At 46.0% G+C, this 23,163-nt stretch carries 15 protein-coding genes; 5 read left to right on the plus strand and 10 right to left on the minus strand.

The window, feature by feature from the left end:
* Positions 1-48: 48 nt before the first annotated feature.
* From ACXAGP_RS14695 to ACXAGP_RS14740, 10 genes are all read right to left on the minus strand, one after another.
* Positions 49-1,026, minus strand: coding sequence for a cobalamin biosynthesis protein CobD/CbiB (locus tag ACXAGP_RS14695; RefSeq protein WP_475262315.1), 978 nt, complete (start codon positions 1,024-1,026; stop codon positions 49-51).
* A gap of 8 nt (positions 1,027-1,034) precedes the next feature.
* Positions 1,035-1,742: a 5'-methylthioadenosine/adenosylhomocysteine nucleosidase gene (locus ACXAGP_RS14700; RefSeq protein WP_475262316.1), complete on the minus strand. Its 708-nt coding sequence runs from the start codon at positions 1,740-1,742 to the stop codon at positions 1,035-1,037.
* Positions 1,743-1,879: 137 nt separating this feature from the next.
* On the minus strand, positions 1,880-2,455 hold the full coding sequence (locus ACXAGP_RS14705; RefSeq protein ID WP_475262317.1) for a DUF2726 domain-containing protein: 576 nt from the start codon (positions 2,453-2,455) through the stop codon (positions 1,880-1,882).
* A 106-nt stretch (positions 2,456-2,561) separates the two neighbouring features.
* Complete coding sequence (locus ACXAGP_RS14710; RefSeq protein ID WP_475262318.1) at positions 2,562-2,900, minus strand: hypothetical protein; 339 nt, start codon at positions 2,898-2,900, stop codon at positions 2,562-2,564.
* A gap of 183 nt (positions 2,901-3,083) precedes the next feature.
* Positions 3,084-4,718, minus strand: a complete 1,635-nt coding sequence (locus ACXAGP_RS14715) for an alkaline phosphatase family protein (RefSeq protein ID WP_475262319.1) — start codon at positions 4,716-4,718, stop codon at positions 3,084-3,086.
* A gap of 136 nt (positions 4,719-4,854) precedes the next feature.
* The gene (locus ACXAGP_RS14720; protein ID WP_475262320.1) at positions 4,855-5,694 is read right to left on the minus strand and encodes a 2OG-Fe(II) oxygenase family protein; all 840 of its coding nucleotides are present in this window, start codon (positions 5,692-5,694) and stop codon (positions 4,855-4,857) included.
* Positions 5,695-5,712: 18 nt separating this feature from the next.
* The gene (locus tag ACXAGP_RS14725; RefSeq protein ID WP_475262321.1) at positions 5,713-6,924 is read right to left on the minus strand and encodes a NupC/NupG family nucleoside CNT transporter; all 1,212 of its coding nucleotides are present in this window, start codon (positions 6,922-6,924) and stop codon (positions 5,713-5,715) included.
* Between the two features lie 9 nt (positions 6,925-6,933).
* Positions 6,934-7,560, minus strand: a complete 627-nt coding sequence (gene udk / locus ACXAGP_RS14730; protein WP_475262322.1) for a uridine kinase — start codon at positions 7,558-7,560, stop codon at positions 6,934-6,936.
* A 141-nt stretch (positions 7,561-7,701) separates the two neighbouring features.
* Complete coding sequence (locus ACXAGP_RS14735) at positions 7,702-8,637, minus strand: hypothetical protein (RefSeq protein WP_475262323.1); 936 nt, start codon at positions 8,635-8,637, stop codon at positions 7,702-7,704.
* 13 nt (positions 8,638-8,650) lie between these two features.
* Complete coding sequence (locus ACXAGP_RS14740; protein ID WP_475262324.1) at positions 8,651-9,514, minus strand: type 2 periplasmic-binding domain-containing protein; 864 nt, start codon at positions 9,512-9,514, stop codon at positions 8,651-8,653.
* Positions 9,515-9,829: 315 nt separating this feature from the next.
* Between ACXAGP_RS14740 and ACXAGP_RS14745 the strand changes: the two genes are divergently transcribed.
* The 5 genes from ACXAGP_RS14745 to ACXAGP_RS14765 all read left to right on the plus strand — a co-directional run bounded on the left by ACXAGP_RS14745 (position 9,830) and on the right by ACXAGP_RS14765 (position 23,153).
* Complete coding sequence (locus ACXAGP_RS14745; RefSeq protein WP_475262325.1) at positions 9,830-12,970, plus strand: TonB-dependent receptor; 3,141 nt, start codon at positions 9,830-9,832, stop codon at positions 12,968-12,970.
* A 318-nt stretch (positions 12,971-13,288) separates the two neighbouring features.
* Positions 13,289-16,309: a TonB-dependent receptor gene (locus ACXAGP_RS14750; RefSeq protein ID WP_475262326.1), complete on the plus strand. Its 3,021-nt coding sequence runs from the start codon at positions 13,289-13,291 to the stop codon at positions 16,307-16,309.
* A 148-nt stretch (positions 16,310-16,457) separates the two neighbouring features.
* Positions 16,458-19,508: an ammonium transporter gene (amt, locus tag ACXAGP_RS14755; RefSeq protein WP_475262327.1), complete on the plus strand. Its 3,051-nt coding sequence runs from the start codon at positions 16,458-16,460 to the stop codon at positions 19,506-19,508.
* A gap of 190 nt (positions 19,509-19,698) precedes the next feature.
* Positions 19,699-20,967: an HlyD family secretion protein gene (locus tag ACXAGP_RS14760; protein ID WP_475262328.1), complete on the plus strand. Its 1,269-nt coding sequence runs from the start codon at positions 19,699-19,701 to the stop codon at positions 20,965-20,967.
* Entirely contained in the window at positions 20,967-23,153 is a 2,187-nt protein-coding gene (locus tag ACXAGP_RS14765) for a peptidase domain-containing ABC transporter (protein ID WP_475262329.1), read from the plus strand. Before ACXAGP_RS14760 ends, ACXAGP_RS14765 begins: the two co-directional genes overlap by 1 nt.
* Positions 23,154-23,163: the final 10 nt, after the last annotated feature.

The following is a 23,163-nucleotide window of genomic DNA, read 5'->3' on the forward strand; positions in this document are numbered from 1 at the left end:
TTGCTCAATGGATTGATTATTTAAGGTCTTTGTTATTGTTTTATCTGCTCATCCAGTGACGCTTTTAGCGGCACTGTTAAAAATAAACCAGGCGCTGGTGTATGCCAGAAATACTAACATACACAACAATATGCCATGTTGGATCATTAATATGCCTAATTTCCGGGCGTCTTCGATACCCGGCAGGGTGTCTGTACCGCATTTTGGCAGCCTGATTTTCTTGATACCATAAAATGCCGGGCCTCCCAATTCACATTTGAGCGCGCCGGCAAATACTGCCAGAATCAAACTGTGGCTGGATACCTGGCCGCCGAGGCTTTTAACCGCTTTCCAGGAACCCGAAAGCCCTAGTGTAATGGTAAAAAAGAGTGTGGAGAGACGTATCGGTAGCCACTGCAAAATAAACATCAGCCAGGCCGCAGGGCGACCGAAAGCGGCGAATTGTTTGATTTTAAGGTTCCACTCCTGACTCATTTCATACAAGCAGCGATAGAGCAGGGCAGCAATACCTCCACCGATGAGATACCAAAAAATTACCGATAAATATTGATAATGAAAGCGCAAAATCCGGGTTTCCATACTGGCTTTGACGATACCTGCTTTGGAAAGGTTTGAGGTTTCCCGCAGCACCAGGCTTGACAGGGTATTGCGTGCGAGTGCCCTTTTGTCCGCTTTTAACTGCTGAATGATCTGCCGTGATTTGATATTGACTGACTGAAACTTGAGTGCCACAAACAAAAAGAAGGCTTCGAAAAACCAATCGTATTCGGCGAACCATTTGATGGTGAAAATCAAGATGGCGAGCGGTGTTAGCAATACAAAGATGGCCATGATTCCCGCAATGCGTTGTTGGCCAACTGAGCGAGTCGGATCTGCGGCCTTGTTCCCCAAGGCTCTGGCAAAAATCTTTAAGATGGTGAGTGGATGGCTTTTATCAGTCCAACGCAAGTTAGCCTCTGCCAGCAAGGCCATAACTAAGATCCCCGCGCTTAAGAGCGCGGGATTAAGGTCAGCAAAGATGTCCATTAAGGCACTTAATCCTGATATCTCGCCAGTTCCATGATCATCGCCATCACCAGTTCGGCGGAGTTTTTGCCAGCTTGCTCAATGTATTCAGAGAATGACACTGAAGACTCTTTTCCGGCGATATCCGACAATGAGCGGATCACCAAAAATGGGGTATCCAGCATAAAGCAGGTTTGACCGATGGCCGCGCCTTCCATTTCTACTGCCGACATATCCGGGAATAGACCTCGTAGGCGGCTAACCGCATCGTCACAGCCGATAAAAGAGTCACCAGTACATACCAGGCCCTTTTTGATGGTGGTGTGAGTAATATTGTTGGCGGCATTAACCGCGGCATCTACCATTCTAACATCACAAGGATAGATATCGGGCATGCCAAACACCTGGCCGCGTTTGTAGCCAAAGTGAGTTACGTCCACATCGTGATGTTGTACGCCGGTGGCAATCACCACATCACCAATATTAAGAGTTGTGTCGAAACCGCCTGCTGAGCCGGTATTGACCACAAAGTCGGGAGCAAATTTGTCGATCATCACAGTGGTGGAAACCGAGGCGGCTACTTTACCGATGCCACATTTTACCAACACCACTTCTACTTCGTTGATGGTGCCGACATAATATTCGAGGTGCGCAAAATGGAAGGTTTCTTTTAACTGCATCCGTTGTTTCAACAGTGCGATTTCCTGATCCATCGCCCCTAAAATACCAATTTTCATACTTGTCTCAAATCCTATATCTTACTTCGTTGCTAGTGTAACGACAGCCGCCTGTTAAGCCAACCAAGGATTAAAAAAATGCCAGACAAAGTCTGGCAAATAAAGGGAATGACCTGAGGTCGGTAGTAAAACTGTTGTTACGCTGCAATCGGGCGCGTAAAGGTAGCTTTTCTGTCTGGGTTGTTAGTACCAGCCACCAGAGGTTTTTTCGGCTCTTTGTATTTGATCGGGGCCAGTTTGGCGTTGATACAGGCGCGAATATCGGCTGGTTTATAGCCGCCTTTGACTTTGATGCGTAAATGGGGGATACGGGCGGCATCCAATGCGCCACTTAAAAACCAATCACGCTGGGTTTTGTAACCGTCTTTTTTATTCTTTTGATGCACCAGATCCACCGCAATAACCGGGGACAGGTCTTCTTTGTCACACAATACAAAGTCCAGGTGATGACCTGCAGCCCGTTGCATGGCGGTGCGCAATGTCTTTTTCTCAGTTTTAGGACGCACAGCCAGGATATCCGTCAGACGCACGCGACAAATAATGCGGTATTTATCGCCAACAGAGGCTTCCAATAGATCCAGAAATTGGCGCTCTACTGGGGTAAATAAGTTGGTTTTGCGATTGAATGGAAAGGCAAGGCCACCGTCATTTAATTTGATCGCTCCCACCGTAACCACGATAAGTAACATAAACAAAACGATTGCGAGTTCCATAAATTCTCCTGCTAACTGAAATACGCTTTTCTCGTGTAACAGAAAGCAAGGTCAATGCCAGAACTAGATTTGAGATTAAAAAAATACGTTGAGAGCAGGGGATGGCTCAGTTAAGCATGAGATTGACTTGCGTGCCAGCCCCGTCCTTAAAGACGTAGGCACGATATTTCTGATCCTCACTACGCACTGTCAGGTAACGTCCTTGCACAGCGGTTTGGGCATTTTCAAGTTGCTGTGCCAGCGATTTTGCCACTGATTCCGGTGAATCGACCACAAAAAAACTCAGCGTTGCTGGTTTTTTGACGCCAAAAATTCGACAGGTTTTACTGCCTTCAGGCAACTGGATATCAAACCAGACCGAAGGGCAAGTGGATTTCGGTGGGGCAGTTTCTGTCAGCCCAGCAAAAGAGATAAAAACAAAAGTGAGAGCAAGGCGTCTAAACAAACTCATTCCTGAATGATTAATGGCTCGTGAAAGTATAGAAGGCTGCGGCTGTGAAGGGCAAGTAACTTAGGTATGTTGGCTATTGCTCGGTTATAAAAACTGAGGCTGAACATTTTGTTATGGAAAATATGAAAAAGGGGAGTCAACGGCAAGTTGACTCCCCGTAGTATCGTATTTTTGTGTCTAATGTAATTCAGCGATTTCAGCCAGTACAGAACCCGTTGATTTGTCGGGATAAGTAATGCTCAATGTTGCTGACAGGGTTACAGCGATATCTTCTGGTGAAACCAGGCGAGTAACACGCTGAGGTTTAACCTTCCAGCCGGTAAAATACACGGGAACATGGGTATCGTATTTATAGGGTGAGCCATGTGTTGCTGCGGAATAGTTGCCTAACATAGTCGAGGTTTTTTGTACCACAATTAAATCCCCGGAACGTTCAGCAACAAAGTTATTACTGATCCTCTGTGACACCGGGTCGGCTTTTGTGCTGCCTGCGGCGAGCTCCTCACTGCTATAAACCGCAGCAATCTCTTCATAGCCAGCCAATTCTTTAGCAAAGTCTTCAAGCACATCCTCTAAATCTAAATCGGCGGCTTTGATGGTGGCATGGTTCAGATAAATATTGGGCAGTCGGATAAAGGACAGCAACTCTCCATCGATATCTTTTTCTGCGGAATAATTTTTAACGAACTGTTTTAATTTACCTGATACATCACCGCGTAAACCTGCAAACCCCAGAGACTTCTTATACTCTGGAATAGCATCTACGCCATGGTCTGCAGACAGGGCCAGCAGCACGTGCTCTAAGCCTACCTGCTCATCGAGAAAACTAAATAAGTCAGCCAGAACGGCATCCAGCTGGTAGAGTCCGTCCTCAGCTTCGCGGCTAAAGGGGCCATAGTTGTGACCAATGTAGTCATTCAGTGAAAAGCTGATAGCAAGAAAGTCGGTGACATCATCTTTGCCTAAGGCGTTTTGTTGCGCGATGTGCTTGGCAAATTCAGCCGTCAACTCATCAGCAAAAGGCGTCATGTTAAGGGCTTTGTAATAACTTTTGTCCGCTTCTTCAGGTAAGCCATGAGGAAAACCGCGCGAAAATCCACGTGGTGGGATTTGGTATATCCTGTTTTCTGTGGAGTTTATATAAACTGACTCGGGTTTACTGAGGGTCCATTGGGCACCCACCCAGCTGTCTTTCAGGCCTCCTTCATTAAACGCCCTTGCCCAATCGGGCATGGCATCATAGTACCAGGAGCTGGTGACAAAATTTCCGCTGTTTTTGTCCATCCAGAAGGATTTACCAAACTGCCCACCGGTTAGCACTGCGCCGCGATCTTTGACTGACACCGAGTAGATTTTTGCCTTGCCGTTGCTGGCGAAATGCAATTCATCAGAAAAGGTTGAGGCCATCAGATTTTTAGGCGAAGCGCTCTTGCCACTACCCTGAAGTATTGTGGTTTCGCTATCTGCAACACAATACATCTCAGCCTCACCTGCTACATCGTACCAGTTGTTGCCAATTAAGCCGTGTTGCGAAGGGGGTGCGCCGGTCGCGAGGGTAGCATGGCCTACAGCGGTGAGTGTCGCCGCATGGCGATAGTGGGCATTTGTGAAAATTGTGCCTTCCCGTAAGAAGCGATTGAAACCCATGTTTTTGTCACTGTTGAGGAAATTGTTCTGGTAACGGAACAATAAGTCTCCGCGTAGCTGATCAACCGTGATCTGTACTACTAATTTGGGTTTGTCCGCCAATGCGGAGGTTGATACTAATAAAGCACATAGTGCGACTAGTCTTTTAGCGAGTAATATCTTCATGTTGGGATCCCTGAAAACGATGCCGAAAACATATCAGACAGAAACAAAAATGGCGAATAAACAAGAGCCTATTCGCCAATTCAAAATTTCCAGTTAATGCGTAAAATTACTGAAGTAATAATACTGTCACATAGTGCTAGATTACGCCCAATTCACGCAACCGCTCTTTGAGGTAACTATCCGCCGTGTATCGTTCTGATAACACCACTTCCGGTTTAGGGTGTAAAAACAGTGGTAAAGAAATCCTTGAGCGGCTTTGATCCTGACCTTCCGGGTTCACAACACGGTGAGTTGTAGAAGGGTAATAGTGGCCTGAGGCTTCTTGCAACATATCACCAATGTTGACGATCAAGTTACCGAAATCACAAGGGACGTCCATCCAGCTGCCATCTTGCTTTTTAACCTGTAGGCCAGGCTCGTTGGCAGAGGGTAAAATGGTCAACAGATTGATATCTTCGTGGGCGGCCGCACGGATAGCATCCGGCTCTTCGTCACCCTGTAAAGGCGGATAGTGTAAAACCCGTAACAGGGTTTGCTCACTGCCTTCAATCATGCTGGACAGAGGTTGGCGATATTTAGCGGCGACTTCTTCTGGTGAGTATTGCTCTACCCAGCCTAATAATTCTTTGGCGAGGTCATTGGCCATTTTGTAGTAGTTGGCCAGTTCATCTTTTAAGTGATCGGGGCATATACCCCAAGGGTAAAAGTGATAGTATTCTTTGATATCTTTGGCTTTGAAGCCTTTCGCTACTTCAGAAACACTGGCTGGAAAAAAGCCATCTTGCGTATCTTTATTATAAACAAAGTCGTGCTTTTGTTCGCCGTCAAAAAAGGTTTGCCAATTTTTATAGATAGACTCTACAACGGATTGCTGAATAGGGTGGTTCTTTAGTACACCAAAACCGGTTTCACGTAGTGAACGGGTGAACAACTCGGCAGCATTTTCTGCCTGATAGTCAACTGCTACTAATTGCATAGTTGTCTCCGAATTAAATTATGAGATTGAAATGAAAAAGCCAGCCAGAGCTGCGCTCATCAGGTTAGCAAAACTAGCGGCAATAACGGCTCTAAACCCTAAAGAGGCCAAGTCTTTGCGTCGATTTGGTGCCATGGCGCCGATACCTCCCATCAGTATTGCGATAGAGGAGAAGTTAGCAAAACCACACAAAGCAAAAGTAACAATGGCTTGTGTAGATGCGCTCAAGTTCTCCCGTTGGTCGATAAAATCAAGGTAAGCAACAAATTCGTTAACTACCAGTTTTTGACCGATAAAGCTGCCCGCGGCTTGTGCTTCGTGCCAAGGCACGCCCAATACCCAAGCCAGGGGTTGGAATAGATAACCCAGAATCATCTGGAAGCTCAGGTCCGGCATGCCAAACCAACCGCCAACACCACCAATCAGGCCGTTAAGCAGGGCAATCAAAGCAATAAAGGCAAGCAACATGGCGCCAACGTTAGCGGCAATTTTCAAACCCGAGGCGGCACCTTGCGCTGCAGCATCGAAGATGTTGGTGTTTTCTTCCATTTTAGGATTGAGTTGTTCCAGCTCATCCTTTGGCGCACCAGATTCCGGCAGGACCAATTTAGCCATTAACAAACCGCCGGGTGCCGCCATAAAAGAAGCCGCTACCAGATATTTGATTTCAACACCCATACCAGCGTAACCCGCCATAACGGAGCCAGCTATAGAGGCCATTCCACCCACCATCAAAGCGAATAGCTCAGAACGGGTCATGTTAGGAATAAAGGGTTTAACAACTAAAGGCGCTTCGGTTTGACCAACAAAAATGTTAGCCGCCGCGTTCATGGATTCAGGTTTGCTGGTGTGTAGCACTTTTTGTAAAAAGCCACCGATGGCTTTGATAATAATGCTCATGATACCCAAGTGATAGAGGACACTGATCAAGGCTGAGAAGAAAACGATGACGGGTAAAACATTGAAAGCAAACACAAAGCCTATCGACTTATCGCCTATGGGACCGAACAGAAAGTCGATACCTGCCTGGCTGTATTCCAGTACGCGGGATACGCCCCCCGCAATCCACAATAGAAATTGTTTACCCGGAGGGAAGTAGAGTACCAGCAAACCGACACTCGCCTGGATTGCAAAAGCGCCGCCAACGGTGCGCCAGTTAATGGACTTTCTGTCGTAGGAGATGAGCCATGCGGCACCAATTAATACAATAATTCCCAAGAGACTGATCATGGTGTTCCTTTATTTTAATATTTGTTTTATGTGGGACTTGATCACATCTAGCGCAATTTGGTTTTTGCCGCCTTGAGTCACAACGACATCGGCGATAAATCGACTAGGCGCAATAAATTGGTGATACATAGGCTTCACCGTTTTTTGATATTGCTGGCTGATGGATTCAAGACTTCTGTCACGCTCAAGTAAATCGCGTTTTATTCGACGCAATAAACAGATGTCCAGAGGCGTATCAATGAAAACTTTGACATCGAAAAGAGGAACCAGCTCGGGACTGGCTAACAACATTATCCCTTCAACAACGATAACCTGGGCCGGATGGATAGTGCGGGTTTCTTTCAGACGCGTGTGGGTCTTGTAACAATAGTTGGGACATTCAATATCATTGCCGGCTTTCAGTTGTTCCAGATGGGATACTAACAGCTCGTGCTCGAATGCTTTGGGGTGGTCGTAATTGGTTTTGACCCGATCTTCCATGGCGAGATGATCCTGGCAACGGTAGTAGTTGTCCTCTCTGATCACCTGAATATCGGCGCCATTTTCTTTAAAATAATGTTTAATTTTGTCGGTGAACAAGGATTTTCCAGAACCAGAACCGCCGGAAATCGCGATCACCTTAGTTTCAAGACTCATAATAGATAAACGGGATAGTTTTAGACAAGACTACCAGCGAAGCGAAAAAATGCCAGCAATCATGCTTGATTTAGCGCAAATAATTGCGATTTCATTAATGAAACCTGACCAATTGGTCGAGTTTTTGGCTGGGCAGGAGAATTAATCACCAATTAATTCATAGTGCTCGATAGTCAATTCCAGCAGGGCAAAGTTGTGCAATTTGGAGCGGGAACCTTCCCCTTGAGCTTTTTGCGGATAATAGAGGCTGCGCTGCTCTGGATAGTTAGTCAATATTTCGTCCAGCGCTGTGCGTATTTCACTGAGCATTTTGTCTATATTGCTATCAAAATCCGGGCGTTTGCGGCGAGAGTGTCCTAATTCCAGTAAACGATAGAAGTATTTGTTGGCCAGCTCCAAAAAAGATTCCGGTAGATTTTTATTGTGATAAAGCTGAGGTGCATCTTGCTCACTACAGTATTTCAGCATCGCCAGATAAAAACATAAAGGTTTATTGGCCAGCGTTGTTTTGGTATCGGATGCCTGATCAATAAAAAGGGTGCGTTCTCTTAAGTCAATCACCAGCTTTGGCACGGCTTGAGGTTCTTCTTCCGCTTTTACTGGATTGGCAAACAATTGTTGCTTATTGAACCGGCAGATAACAAAAAAAATCAAACTGAAAAATGGAGGGAACAGCATGGTCCAGGCCTGAAATTTGCGCTCTACAACACTTACAACCACATCAATTGAGGTTCTTGATGATTGCAGGCTAAAAAGCTTGAGTTCCGCGTTGGATATTTGCTGGTCACCCTCGTAATGGAACTGGTCAATACTCACCAGGCGCAAAGGAAATTTCTCGCGGGATAAGTATTCGTTCAGGTTTTGCATGTACCTTTGTACGGTATGGTCATCCTTAGCCTTGCTGCCCAGTTCATTACTGATGTTGAGGTCGATAACATCCAGTGCTACCCGGTTTTTCAGAGTGAGTAAGGCATCATCAATCTGTTGTTGTCTTGATAGTGAGTTCCCCTGAATGGTTACCAGAGTCAGCACGATAAACAGTAGCAGACTTTGAACAATGGGATTCGTTTTTAACATGGAAAAGTTCATATCAGGAGCCAGGTGATTCAGAGCATGGGGTGGTGAGTGCGAGCTGACGATAATAACCGCGATTTTGCTCCGCAAGAAGGGTGAGCTCTTGCTGTATAGCGCATTTCAACTCAGTGTTTTTCTCGGCTTCTTTAAGGTACCACTTGCTGCCTTCGATTTCAGACAAGAGTGCGGTGCGATATTCACGGTTAAAACGGGTTTCATCGGCTTCCGACCAGTAGGTGGAAATGATGTCCACAGAGCCGTTTTCCAAAAGTTGTCTCAGTTGTTGGTGGTTTTTGGCATACACCAGATTCACCTGCTTTTCGTCAAGATCCAACTTTTTAAACAGCATCATAGGGGCGATATGCCCGGAACGGCTGCTGGCATAGTCCAATACACCAATGCGTTTGCCCAGCAGATATTCTTTCTGCAATTCGGGCTTTTCCCGCAATCCAATAAAAAAAGCCGAGTATTTATTATAGCTGGCTACTTCTTTATAGCCGTAAACTTCATCGGAGTTGAAAGCGTGAATAAAATTGTCTTTTACCAGTACCAGATCCACCAAACCTTTGCCAACAAAATCCAGCATTTCTCGCTCATTTGGCATCCAGTGGGCGCGAACTTCGCCGAATTGCCTGGAAACAGTGTCGTTGTCACACAGCGCTTTCATCAGTTCCTTGGCCATGTATTCTATCTGCACTGTGATCACTAAGGCATCGCTATTTTTGCCCGCGGTGGTATTACAGCTGTCTTTGAAATTCAAAACACTGGGTAAGGTTTTGGTATTTAGCGGAAAGGCATTCCGACTTATTTCAAATGTGATGCCCAAAAGCACCAGCGCCACAAGAGCAAGACTGGTGATGGAAAGGTGATAATGTCTCATGTGTCAAACTGACTGCCCAAAATTCAGGCGCTATTTCACCAGTTAAGCTTACTCATTTCAACCAGTAAATTTACTTAACCTTCCTAACTATATGAATTATAAGCTTTATTAACGAAAGATTATGAATGGCAATAAAGTCTTCCTGTTTTGTATTTCCTTGCGAAAATAGTCAGCATTAAAAGTACTGTAAAAGTTACAGATGAGAACTTCCTAACTACGTTGGTGAAGTTGGTAACAAGGAAGCGGGTACTTTAGCTGAGTTTTAAGAATAAGGCATTAGCCTAAAATTTTACACACTAAAATCAGGAAAACACAATGTTTCAACGTTCAAAACTAAGCCGTATCGCGTTGGCTGTTGCTATGTCTGTGGGTTTATCCACAGCGGCAGTGGCAAACACCGGTCAGTCTTCATCCATCCGTGGTGTTATTGAAGGCCCAACAGGTGCACCTGCAGTAGGCACAACCATCACTATGATTCACCAACCTTCTGGTACAGTGAAAGAAGTAGAAGTAAACGCCCAAGGTGCTTTTACTGCACGTGGTCTGCGTGTTGGTGGCCCATACACGGTAATGATTGTATCTAAAGAGTTCGAAAGTCAGGTAATCGAGAATGTTTACCTTGAACTTAACCAACCGCTTGATCTGGATACGCAGCTAAATGCTCAGCAGGATGTTGAAACTATCACTGTTACTGGCACGCGCGACTTCTTCTCCAACAGCGGCGGTAGCAGCGTATTTGGTGAAGACCAAATCATGAAGGGCAACACTTTCAACCGCGATATCAAAGACATCGTGCGTTTGAATCCTCTTGCTGTGGTATCCCCTGATGGTGTCGAGCTGAGTGTTGCGGGTACTAACCCTAAATACAACTCACTGACCATTGATGGTGTTGGTGTAAGCGATACCTTTGGTTTGAACGAAAATGGCTACCCGTCACAGCGTCCACCTATTTCTTTAGATGCCGTTGAGCAGATCTCTATCGATTATGCGCCCTTCAATGCTCGTGCAGCGAACTTCTCTGGTGGTAACGTCAATGTTGTAACTAAGTCTGGTACTAACGAATTTAGTGGCAGCTTCTTTTACGAAGATACGGTTAACTCTGGTGATGCGGAAGACAAGCGTGACCGCCCACATGTAGACATTCCAGTTGACACCGACGAAACCACGTTTGGTGTAACCGTTGGTGGTCCCATCATCAAAGACAAGCTGTTTTTCTTCGCTTCTTATGAAGAGTGGGAAGAAGGCGTATTGTTTGATTACGACCTGAACGACCTATCTGGTAGTGGCCACCGCGTAACTAACGCTGAAGTGGACCGTTTTGTTGGCATCATGTCTAACGTTTATGGTTTAACAGATTCTTTGGGCGGCACTCCTCCTAATGATCTCGATAAGAAAACTCTTGTTAAACTTGATTGGAACATCTCGCAAGATCACCGTGCCGATTTGACCTACAGCTTCCAGGATAACTCAGCTGCGCGTAACTACACTGATTCTGACTCTACTTTAGATATGGCATCAGGTTTGTGGTTCCAGGCGTCTGAAACAACCTTGTTGACTGGTCACTTGTACTCAGACTGGAATGATTCATTCTCTACGGAAGCTAGCTTCTCTTATAAAGAATACGAGCAAGCGTCTAACACTGCGGTTCCATGGGGTGAAATCAACGTGCGTACTGCTCGCGGTACAATCGTTGCCGGTCAGGACGAAAACCGTCATGCTAACCGTTTGGAAAACGAAGAGCTGAAGTTTGGTTTACACGCGGTATACCTCTCAGGTGACGTAGAATACCGCTTTGGTGTTGAATATGAAGATTTGTCTAACTTCAACATCTATGGCCGTGATTCAGCCGGTACCTGGTCTTTCGATTCTTTAGATGATTTTGAAAATCGCATGCCTTCCAGATTTGAATATGCGAATGCCTTTACCGGTGTAACTAACGACATCGCTTATGACGTAGATAGCAATAAATATGCAGCCTACGGTGAAGCAAACTTCGAATTATTCGATGACTTCATGTTCACTGCGGGCTTGCGCTACGAGCGTATCGGTGTTGATGGCGCACCGCGTTTGAACGAAAATTTCCAGGCGCAATATAATTATCCCAACACAGAAAACCAGGATGGTTTAGACATTTTGCTTCCCCGTGTTGGCTTTACTTATGACATCAATGATGACATGACATTGCGCGGTGGTGTGGGCCGTTATACAGGTGGTACGCCTTTGGTATGGATTGCCAATGCTTATACTCGTGACGGTGTAACTAACGTAAACGCCCCTTTCAGTGCCACAAGTGCCGCTATTGCTGACCCAAGCAATGTCGATTTCACGACCATTCCAGCATCAGTGCAAGATTCACTGGTTGCAGGTGCGGGTAGCACTAACACCATCGATCCGAACTTTGAGTTACCAAACGACTGGCGTTATCAGTTAGGTTTAGACATGACCTTCGATATTCCTGGCATCGGAGATAACTTTGCCTGGAGCACGGAATTTACTTATGTTGACAGAAATGATTCTGCATTCTGGGTAGATTTATCTCGTGAGCAAATCGGCACAGCTGCTGATGGACGTATCATCTGGGGCTCAGTTTATGACGATCCAGACTTACAAGGTAACTGGGATCTACAGTTAACCAATGCCAGCGACGGCGGCCGCAGCATTATCTGGAATACCTCTTTGTATAAAGAGTGGGATAACGGTATTACCATCAGTACGTCTTACACAAACCAAGACATTACTGAAGTTAATCCAGGTACCAGCTCTACTGGTGAATCTAACTTCCAATACGAAGTTACCCAAAACCGTAACATCCCAACTGAAGGCACAGCCTACTATCAGGTTGAGCACAGATTTGTCATGAACTTGACCTATGAAAAAGAGATCTTTGAGGGTTATGACACTACCTTCAACTTGTTCTTTGAGCGTCGTTCAGGTAAGCCATTTGCGTGGACACTGGGCTCGTTCCGTGACAATGATTTAGGTGATCAGGGCGAGTTTGATGATAGCGATGTTTACATTCCATACATCCCATCAAGTGCCTCAGATCCAGCCTTTGACTTCAACAGTGGCTTAAGCTACGAAGAAATCATGGCAATCGCTTCTGAAGCGGGTGTTGCTAAGTACGCTGGTGGTTATGTACCTAAGTACTCTGGTACACAGCCTTGGGTGACTACCATGGACTTGTCTATCAATCAGGAAATTCCTGGTTTCATGGAAGGTCATAAAGCGTCGGTATACTTGAACATCGATAACTTTGCTAACCTGATTAACCCTAAATGGGGCCAGGTATATGACTTCCGCTTCCCGCAGCAAATCTTGATGGATTGGGACTTAAACGACCAAGGTCAGTACGTTTATCGTGAGCGCTTTGGTGGTACTAACACCAGCAACTACAGCGAGTTTGATGTGGAATCTTCTACATGGCGTATCAAGCTAGGTGTACGTTACAGCTTCTAAGTTGTCACTTAAGCTATAAAGTGTGAGAAAGCCGGGTTTTTTAACCCGGCTTTTTTTTGGCTTTTTAAAGGCTTGTGAAAGTCTTTGCAACATTGTTGTCATAAATAGCGGCTAAACTGCGCGAGATTTCTTGACCACAAAGACAGTTTTATTAGTGCGAGCCGCCTCATTATGCGGAACGCACAGAGTTTGGTATCGAGAGGAATTGTCTATTAAGTATTCAATTGTTACAAAGAACGTATTAATATCGAACAGCAAAGTTCATAAGAATGGCAAAAAGCTATCACTTTCATACACACTTTAAACTAGGAAAACACAATGTTTAATAATGCTAAGTTGAGTAAAATCGCGCTAGCGGTTGCACTTGCTGGTGGGCTTTCTATGAGCGCAGTCGCTCAGGAAACTTCTTCCGGAATCCGCGGTAGTGTTGTCGGTCCTGCTGGAAATGCAGCGGCGGGGACAACAGTCACAATTACCCACATACCTTCAGGTACAGTGCGTACGGCAACAGTAAATAATGCCGGTCAGTTCAGTGCTCGTGGTCTTCGCGTTGGTGGTCCTTACACGATTGAAGTCGATAGCTCCAGTTTTGAAGATACCACAATCAATGATGTTTATTTGAGCCTGGGCGAACCTTCTGTATTTAACCTTACTTTAGAAGCCGAGCAGGCAGTTGAAAGTATCGTAGTTACTGGTTCTTCCATTTCTGCAATGGCCGGTGGTGAATTTGGTCCTTCTGCGAACTTTGGTCTGGAAGACCTGCAGCGTGCACCAGCCATTAACCGTAATATCACTGATATTATCCGTGTTGATCCGCGTATCTACGTGGACGAGTCTCGCGGTGGTACAAACCCCATCAACTGTGCGGGTAAAAACTCTCGTTTTAACAGCTTTACCCTTGATGGTGTGCAGGTGAATGATTCCTTTGGTTTGAATTCCAATGGCTATCCTACTGAACGTATGCCTTTCCCATTTGATTCAATCGAACAGGTTGCTGTTGAACTGGCTCCATTCGATGTGCAATACGGTGGTTTTACCGCTTGTAACATCAACGCCGTTACTAAATCTGGCTCTAACGAGATCCACGGTGGTTTCTTCTATGAGTACGGCAACGACTCTATGCGCGGTGATTCCCTGGAAGGCGATGATATCGACTTTGGTTCCTTCACTGATAAACGCTACGGCTTTGACATTGGTTTCCCACTGCTAAAAGACAAACTATTCGCACACGTTACCTATGAAGAGTGGGAAGGTGTTAACTTGTTCGGTCGCGGAGCATTGGGTTCCGGTGCCCTGAACGAAGTTAATATCACTCAAGCTGAATTGGATGAGATCGTAGAAATTGCCAATACGCTGTATGGCTATGATCCAGGTCCGGTTCCTTCAAGCCTAGACAACTTCGATGAGAAGCTGCTGGTAAAACTAGACTGGAACATTAATGCCGACCATCGTGCTACCTTCACTTACAACTACAATGACGGTAACAACTTCACTCAGTCAGATGGTGATTTGAATGAGTTTGAATTCCAGAATCACTTATACGAGCGCGGTGCTGAACTGAACTCTTACGTAGCTTCTTTCTATTCAGACTGGACGGACAAATTCAGTACTGAAATCCGTTTGGGTTACCTGGAACTAGATAACCGTCAAATCAGCGTCGGTGGCACTGATTTTGGTGAAATTCGTATTGAAACTGACGATGTTGATGTATACATCGGTGGTGACGACAGCCGTCAATCCAACAAGCTGAGCTACGACCAGTCAGATATTATTCTGAAAGGCTATTACTACATGGACAATGGTCATAACCTGACTTTCGGTTATGAGCAAAAAGACTTTGAAGTATTCAACCTGTTTGTGCAGCACTCTGAAACTGAGATCCGTTTCGACGGTATTGACAATTTCCGCAACGGTTTTGCTGACGCTATCTACTACAATAACGCACCGTCAAATAATCCTGATGATGCCGCTGCTGAGTGGGGCTATAAATCTCACACGGTTTACATTCAGGACGAGTTTGAGCCAATTTACGATCTGATCGTGAAAGTGGGCGCCCGTTATGACTGGTACACTACGAGTGACGCTCCTCTGGAAAATCCAGACTTCGTTGCTGATTATGGTTTCTCCAACTCCACTAATCTGGATGGCGAAGGTTTATTCCAGCCGCGTATCGGCCTGACGTATACCTTGAGCGATGACACAACCTTGCGTGGTGGTTTAGGCTTGTACACTGGTGGTAACCCGAACGTTTGGTTGTCCAACAACTTCTCCGCCAATAACGTACTGCAGTTTGGTCAACGTGGACGCTCTTTCGGCTACACCGACGGAACCCGTTCACTATTTGACGATGATGTAGTTTACGCAGCAGTTGAAAGCGGTGCACCGGCTGGCCCGGGTTGGGGTATTCCTCAGGAACTATATGATGCTGTTGCAGCTGGTGTTGGTGACAACTTCGAAATTAACTACATGGATCCAGACTTTGAATTGCCGTCTGAATGGAAGCTGTCTTTAGGTGTTACTCACGTATTGCCGGGTGATTACCTGTTAACCGCAGACTTATTGGTTTCTCGCACTCAGGATGCGGCTATTGTTAAGCGTGGCGACCTGGAGCAAGTGGGCACTACTGACGATGGTTATCCAATTTATGACAGTGTGAGAGAAGCCTCATTTGTATTGACCAATACTGATGAAAACAGCACTTCTTACTCTGCCTCTATCGGTATTGCCAAGTCGCATGACAACGGTATTACGTGGCGCTTAGGTTATGCCTATAGCGACGCAGAAGACGTGCAGCCAATGACCAGCTCAGTGGCGTTTTCTAACTACGTTAACCGTGCGTTCTTCGACCCTCAAGAAGAAGTTTCCTCGCGTTCTAACTACAACATCGAACATAACTTTACGGGTAGCTTTGGCTATACAACGCAGTTTATCGATGGCCTGGATTTCAACCTGACTTTGGTTGGTTTGTTAAACTCCGGCGAGCCCTATAGCTTTACCAAGAGTGGGTTTGACGGAACTATCGCGACTTATGACGGTACGCCTTGGTTAGACTTCCAGACAAACGTTCTGAATCCTGGTGTTGCGCGTAACTCCGAAGACGGTTCATGGTGGGGTAAAGTTGACCTGCGTGTATCTCAGCAAATTCCTGGATTTACTGAAGGCCACAAGGGTGAGGTTTACATGACTATTGATAACTTCACTAACTTCCTTAACGATGATTGGGGTGTACTTGAGCAAATCGGCTTCCCGAATACTGCTGAGCAGGGCACCGAAGCTGAGCAACGAATTGCTGATGCTTCCATCTACGAAATTCGTTTAGGTGTAAACTACCGCTTCTAAGGAACGCTTTTTACTGATTGATAATTCAATCGGATAAATTAAAAACTCAAAAGCCGCCTGGGGTACCAGGCGGCTTTTTTAATTGTGTAAAATTCAGGCGCAATATTTGCTGTAGTTCCTGTGTCGTTTGAGGAGTTAAGGGCGTCACATGGATTATTTCTGGTTAATTGGCTGTGCAATGCTGGTGTTTTTGATGCAAGCAGGCTTTTTATGCCTTGAAACCGGGAAAATTCGCAGTAAAAACAGCATTAATGTGGCAGCCAAGAACCTGTCTGACCTGGTTATCGCCTCTGTGGTGTTTTGGTTATTTGGCTTTGGATTGATGTTTGGTGAATCAATCTGGGGCATTGTGGGCGGCAATGAGTTCCTTTTTGGTGCACAAAGCTCTGCTTGGCAAATCAGCTTCTTCTTATTCCAACTCATGTTTTGCGGCACGGCGGCCACCATTTTGTCTGGTGCCGTAGCTGAGCGCATGTCCTATCGCGGCTATATTCTGGTGACTTTGGTGTTGTGTTGTTTCATCTATCCTGTGGTGGGGCACTGGGCCTGGGCATCGGCATTTAATGGCAATAATACGGGCTGGTTACAAGCTCTGGGCTTTGTGGATTTTGCCGGTTCCACTATTGTACATTCTGTTGGTGGCTGGATAGCTTTGTCTGCGGTGATCATCATCGGTCCGCGAATCGGGCGTTTCGACAAGGACAAAAAGATTCCGGTGGGTAACAATCTGCCTTTTTCCGTACTGGGGACTATTCTAATCTGGCTTGGTTGGTTTGGTTTCAACGGCGGCAGTACTTTGGTGTTCAATGAAAGTGTGCCCAAAGTATTACTAAATACTTGCCTTGCCGCTGCCTGGGGCGGTGTGGCGTCCACCTGTATATTCGTCATCAGGCACAAGTTTGTGGATGTCACCTATATCCTCAATGGCGTTATTGCGGGCCTGGTTTCCATCACCGCCTCTGCGCATGCAGTTACGGCGCCGCAAGCCGCGTTGATTGGAATTGTGGGTGGTCTGGTGTTGTACCAGGGCTGTATGGTGATGGAGCGCTTAAAATTAGATGATGCCCTGAGTGTGGTGCCCGCCCACTTGTTCGCCGGTATCTGGGGCACAATGGCAGTGGCGTTGTTTGGTGATGCATTGATATTGGCTACCGGGCTTGGTTTTTGGCAACAGCTGAGTGTTCAGCTGCTAGGGGTTGTGAGCATCGGCATTTTTTGCTTAGCGGTTAGCTATTTGCTGTTGCGGCTTATTAATCACTTTGTTCCCCTCAGGGTCACCGCTGAGCAAGAATATTTGGGCATGAATATAACCGAGCATCGCGCTTCCACCGAACTCATTGATTTGTTAACTGATATGCAGGGGCAGGAACAAGAAGGGCGTTTCGATGAGTCGGTTGAAGAAGAGCCTTTTACTGAAGTGGGCCAAATTGCCAAACAATACAATCGTGTTATCACACGGGTACAGGAAGAAATGTCCAAACGGGATGAGGCAATCAATAGCTTTCGCTCTAGCGAAAAGCGCAAAAGTGCCATTTTGGATGCCTCAATGGATTGTATTATCACCATAGACAGATATGGCAATATCATTGAGTTTAATCCAGCCGCTGAAAGAACTTTCGGGCAAACCAAGAGTCAGGTGGCGGGCTTGAGTTTTGTCAGGTCATTCGTTACCAGCGAAGCACAACAAGGCTTCCTGGACAGTATTGAGCATCAGTTTTCTGAGCCAGAGGGATTGCTGTTAAACCGTCGTAATCGAATCGTGCTCAGGCGCATCTCCGATGATACTTTTCCCGCTGAGATCACCATTACTGGTGCAGCTTTTGGTGGCAGCAATGAGCGCGAGTTCACCCTCCATATTCGCGATATTACCCGACAAAAACGCATGCAAGATAAGCTACAAAATTTGGCCTACTGCGATCCGTTAACGGGGTTATATAATCGCACTTTCCTGTTAGATTCTTTACAACGTCAGCTGGAAATCCAACCTCAGGACTGCACTGATATTGCCCTGTTTTTTCTGGATCTGGACCGCTTTAAGCAAGTTAACGATACTTTGGGGCACAAAGCTGGCGATCAGTTGTTGCAGGAAGTGGCTGCCCGACTGAATCAGGTCACACGAGACAGCGATATCATTGCCCGTTGGGGCGGGGATGAATTTGTGGTGTTGATGACCGGCATTGAAGACAAAGGACATGTCACTCAAATTGCCAATAAAATGTTGCATATCATGCGCCAACCAGTGCTTATTCAAAATCGGCAGCTAAAAGTGTTAACCAGTGTCGGAGTGGCGCTACAAGACAGCCATCAAAGCAGTGCTGAGTCTCTGATACAACATGCTGATATTGCCATGTATCACGCCAAAGAAGCCGGGCGTGATAATTTTAAAGTGTTCCGTTCGGAAATGGCGCAACAGGCATCAGAAACCTTCTTTTATGCCCAGGCGTTGCGCGGTGCGCTGAATCAGGCACAACAGTTTTTTGTTGTCTGGCAGCCCAAAGTGAATGCCAGACAGGAACTTATCGGTTGCGAGGCGTTAGTGAGATGGCAACTACCAGAGCACGGGGTTGTCAGCCCTGCTATTTTTATTCCGATTGCTGAACAGCAAGATATGATTATCGAGTTAGAGGAAATCGTTTTCCACAAGGTTTTTCAGCAGTTGGCCCATTGGCGAGCCCAAAATAAGACTATACTACCGGTGGCCATCAATGTTTCCGGAAAGCATTTAATATCGGGCAGATTGCTGCCGTTATTGCAAACTTTAATGGAAAAGTTCGGCATACCCGGAGAGTGGCTGGAAATCGAAGTGACTGAAGGGGTGTTCCTCACCGACACAGAGCGCTGTATTGCTGTACTCAAAGCCATAAAGCAGTTGCAAATTAAAGTGGCTATCGACGATTTTGGTACTGGCTATTCTTCCTTAAGCTATTTAAAGAATTTACCTTTGGATGTGCTAAAAATAGACAGCTCCTTTGTTGATGGCTGCGGTGAGCAAAATGAGTCAGATAAAATTTGTTCCACCATTTTAGAACTGGCGGAGAACTTGTCTTTAAGCACTATTGCCGAAGGTGTCGAAACACAACAGCAATTTGATTTCCTTAAAAACAAAGGTTGTACCGGTTTTCAAGGGTATTATTTCTATAAACCCATGCCTGCAGAGCAGTTGGCACAGCTAATGGGTTGCCAGCAGAAATCGGCTTGAATCTAGCTAAGCCTTAAACAATCCCGGTTAATCCTCCCCAAAACACCCTAATGAACGACGGTCATAAAAAATAAACAAGCCGTTTTCCCGATTTTGATAGTCCTTTTCCTGTATTTGAAAGTGCTTATCTCAAGGCTTCTACATACTGTGTTCATAGTTTTAATCTTGGTTAGCGATTTGGATATCGATTATGGACAGAAGGAACACAAATGGAAGTTTGTTCCGCAAGGAAGCACTGGAAGGTCAGAAGCACCGACTACATGGAGCTGTGTTGGTTTTACCTTCCATCAAATTATCCGTTATCGCTATTGCGCTTGGAGTTTGGGTGATTGCGCTATTAGTTTGGTTATTTCAAAGTGACTATGCACGCAAGGAAACGGTTCAAGGGTGGTTAGAGCCAGAGGATGGTGTGATCCGCATATTTGCCGAGTCTGCCAGTGGCAAAATTAAACGCATACTGGTTGCCGAAGGAGATTATGTAGAAAAAGGCCAGCCTTTGATTGTGGTAAACGGTGATCGCGCGCTACAGGATGGTAGCAGCATGGAAGAACAGTTGCTGGCTGAGTACGACAAACAGAAGTCGTCCTTAACCCAGCAAATGACCCGCAATTCCCAGATCTATTTTCACCGTATTCAAGATGCTAAGGCACAAATCGAAATTGTTGAACTGGAGAGGGCACAACTGCAGCAACAATTGAGCCTGCTAAAACGACGTCATGAAATGGTAAAAGAGCGCCTTGAAAGTAGTCAGCAAGTGCGACGTCGCGGCCACATATCAAGGTATGATTATACCTTGGTGGTGGCGGAAGAGTTGTCATTGCAAAGCGATATTGCTGGTATTACACGTCAGTTGTTGGGCCAGCAAAACAGCTTGCAGCGTTTGCATTCAGAACTGCGCATTTACCCTGAGGAAGAAAAGAATACCATTGCCCAATTGCAGAGTCAGTTGAGCACGGTGGCACAAAAAATTGCGCAGCTGCACGGTCAGCGGGCTCACGTTATTAAGGCCACGCAAAGCGGCTTCATCGCCAATATCCAGATTCACACTGGTCAGTATACTCAGACCAATTTACCGCTACTGAGTATTGTGCCCTCTGATTCCAGTTTGCAAGCGCGTTTGCTGGTGCCAGTGCGAGCTGCCGGCTTCATACAAGCCGGGCAAAGCATCGATATGCGTTACGACGCCTTTCCCTATCAAAAATTCGGCTTACACAAGGGCATGGTGCTGGATATTTCCAGCGCGGCAATCTTGCCTGGCGAAATAAAACAATTGGCAGTGAATGTTCAGGAGCCGGTATTCATTGTTAAGGCATCGCTGGATAAAAACTGGGTACAAGCCTTCGGGCAAAAGCTGGCCTTGAAGCCGGGTATGACCTTGTCAGCCGACATCCAACTGGCGGAGCGTAGTTTAATGGAATGGTTGCTCGAGCCACTGTATAGCATTAAAGGGAGATTGTAATGGCTACTCAATCGTTAAACCTGACCCGGCATACGGACACTTTGTTGAACTTTGGTGCTCGCAATCGCCTGCCTCTTATCTTACAAACCGAAGCGGCTGAATGTGGTTTAGCGTGTCTTGCTATGGTGGCGGGTTTCCACGGTCTGGATACCGATTTGAATACTTTGCGGCGCAAACATTCCATTTCAGCTCATGGCGCTACTCTTAAGCAAATTATGGCGGTTGCCGCATCCATGGCTCTCACCAGTCGGGCACTGAAATTGGAATTAAGTGACTTAACTCAGCTGCAAACACCCTGCATTTTACATTGGGAAATGAAGCATTTTGTGGTGCTGAAGCAAGTTCAAGGGAACAAGGTAAGTATTCACGATCCCGCTGTGGGAGAAAGGCTTTTAAAACTGGAAGAGGTGAGTGCCTGTTTTACCGGAATTGCCCTTGAGTTGGCACCCTCGTCGCAATTTAAACCTGGCGTGGAAAAGTCCCGCCTGCATTTCACCCAGTTATGGACTTCCATCTCAGGGTTGAAACGCAGTCTGGCGCTGATTGTGCTGCTCAGTTTATTGCTGCAGATATTTGCTATCGCCAGTCCCTATTACATGCAAACCGTGGTGGATGATGTCTTGTTGCGCAGCGACGCCAACTTACTCCATGTCTTAGCACTAGGGTTTGCCTTGCTCTTGCTACTGGAAGCCGCCACTTCACTGCTGCGCCAGGTGGCGGTGATGTGCCTGTCGAATCGACTCAATATGCAAATGAGCGCCAATGTTTTTCAACACCTGATCCGCTTGCCTATGGAGTATTTCATAAAACGGCACATGGGGGACGTGATTTCTCGCTTTGGTTCGCTGCGTCAGATTCGCGAATTGCTGACCAATGGCGTGGTGGCGGTGTTTATCGATGGCGTGATGGCGGTGTTCACCTTGGTGGTAATGTTTATCTACGACGTGCACTTGACCTTTATCGTACTGGCGGTGGTGTTTTTATACGGCTTATTGAGAGTGCTGTTGTATCGACCCGTTCGTCTTCTTTCCGAAGAGCATATAGTGGCATCCGCTAAAGAGAACTCTCATTTTATGGAGTCGGTTCGGGCTATTCAAACGGTGAAATTATTTGATAAAGAAACCGAGCGACAAAACCAGTGGCATAACAATCTGGCTGATGCCATCAATAAGGGCATTGCCATTAACAAGTGGCAAATTGCCTTTGATGTGGCCAACAAAATATTGTTTGGCCTTGAGAACATCTTGATCATCTACTTTGCAGCAACTGCGGTGATGGGCAATTTGATGTCTGTGGGCATGCTCTACGCCTTCATCAGCTACAAAAATCGTTTTGTGGCTGCTATGGATAATCTAATCAGTAAGGCCATCGAGTTCAAAATGCTGGATTTGCATTTTGAACGCCTGGCTGACGTTGTGTTTACCGATATTGATCCGGTTGTTGAGCAGCAAACTCAGGGGCCTTGCAATCACTCTGTTGAGCACAACCAAGATATGCAAGGCAATTTGTCGGTAAAACACCTGAGCTATCGCTACAGCGATTTAGAAGCTCCGATCCTTAAAGATATAAATTTCGAGGTGAAGAAAGGTGAGACTATTGCCATTGTTGGGGCTAGTGGTAGCGGTAAAAGTACGTTATTGCGCTGTTTAATGGGGCTTAGCATGCCGACTTCTGGCTCGGTACAGGTGGATGGCAGACCGATACAACAATGGCCCGATTATCGTCAGCAGATCTCTGGTGTACTGCAGGATGATCAGCTACTCAGTGGCAGCATTGCCGATAATATCGCTTGTTTTGAGCACAACATAGATGATGAAAAAGTGGTGTTATGTGCCCAGCTTGCCTGTATCCATGATGAAATTATGCAAACGGCTATGCAATACAACACCCTTACTGGTGATATGGGGGCGAGCTTAAGTGGTGGACAAAAACAACGCATTTTATTGGCCCGCGCCTTTTATCGTCACCCCAAAATACTGTTCATGGATGAGGCTACCAGCCATCTGGATATTAATAATGAAGCGATGATCAACGCCCATATCAAGCAATTGAACATGACGCGTATCATCATTGCTCACCGACCTGAAACCATAAAAACAGCGGATCGCATATACCTTTTAAATGAGGGGTATTTGCAAGAGCTGTGCAGCGAAAATGAACTCACCCAACCTAACCAGCCTTGCTGAAGGAGAGAGA

It is taken from the genome of Planctobacterium sp. AWM4_229 (assembly GCF_056160305.1).

Bases quoted from the DNA above. Each gene is read 5' to 3' on its own strand.
- ACXAGP_RS14695 (WP_475262315.1), bottom strand. From the start codon at position 1,026: ATGGACATCTTTGCTGACCTTAATCCCGCGCTCTTAAGCGCGGGGATC.
- ACXAGP_RS14700 (WP_475262316.1), bottom strand. From the start codon at position 1,742: ATGAAAATTGGTATTTTAGGGGCGATGGATCAGGAAATCGCACTGTTG.
- ACXAGP_RS14705 (WP_475262317.1), bottom strand. From the start codon at position 2,455: ATGGAACTCGCAATCGTTTTGTTTATGTTACTTATCGTGGTTACGGTG.
- ACXAGP_RS14715 (WP_475262319.1), bottom strand. From the start codon at position 4,718: ATGAAGATATTACTCGCTAAAAGACTAGTCGCACTATGTGCTTTATTA.
- ACXAGP_RS14720 (WP_475262320.1), bottom strand. From the start codon at position 5,694: ATGCAATTAGTAGCAGTTGACTATCAGGCAGAAAATGCTGCCGAGTTG.
- ACXAGP_RS14725 (WP_475262321.1), bottom strand. From the start codon at position 6,924: ATGATCAGTCTCTTGGGAATTATTGTATTAATTGGTGCCGCATGGCTC.
- udk (WP_475262322.1), bottom strand. From the start codon at position 7,560: ATGAGTCTTGAAACTAAGGTGATCGCGATTTCCGGCGGTTCTGGTTCT.
- ACXAGP_RS14735 (WP_475262323.1), bottom strand. From the start codon at position 8,637: ATGTTAAAAACGAATCCCATTGTTCAAAGTCTGCTACTGTTTATCGTG.
- ACXAGP_RS14740 (WP_475262324.1), bottom strand. From the start codon at position 9,514: ATGAGACATTATCACCTTTCCATCACCAGTCTTGCTCTTGTGGCGCTG.
- ACXAGP_RS14745 (WP_475262325.1), top strand. From the start codon at position 9,830: ATGTTTCAACGTTCAAAACTAAGCCGTATCGCGTTGGCTGTTGCTATG.
- ACXAGP_RS14750 (WP_475262326.1), top strand. From the start codon at position 13,289: ATGTTTAATAATGCTAAGTTGAGTAAAATCGCGCTAGCGGTTGCACTT.
- amt (WP_475262327.1), top strand. From the start codon at position 16,458: ATGGATTATTTCTGGTTAATTGGCTGTGCAATGCTGGTGTTTTTGATG.
- ACXAGP_RS14760 (WP_475262328.1), top strand. From the start codon at position 19,699: ATGGACAGAAGGAACACAAATGGAAGTTTGTTCCGCAAGGAAGCACTG.
- ACXAGP_RS14765 (WP_475262329.1), top strand. From the start codon at position 20,967: ATGGCTACTCAATCGTTAAACCTGACCCGGCATACGGACACTTTGTTG.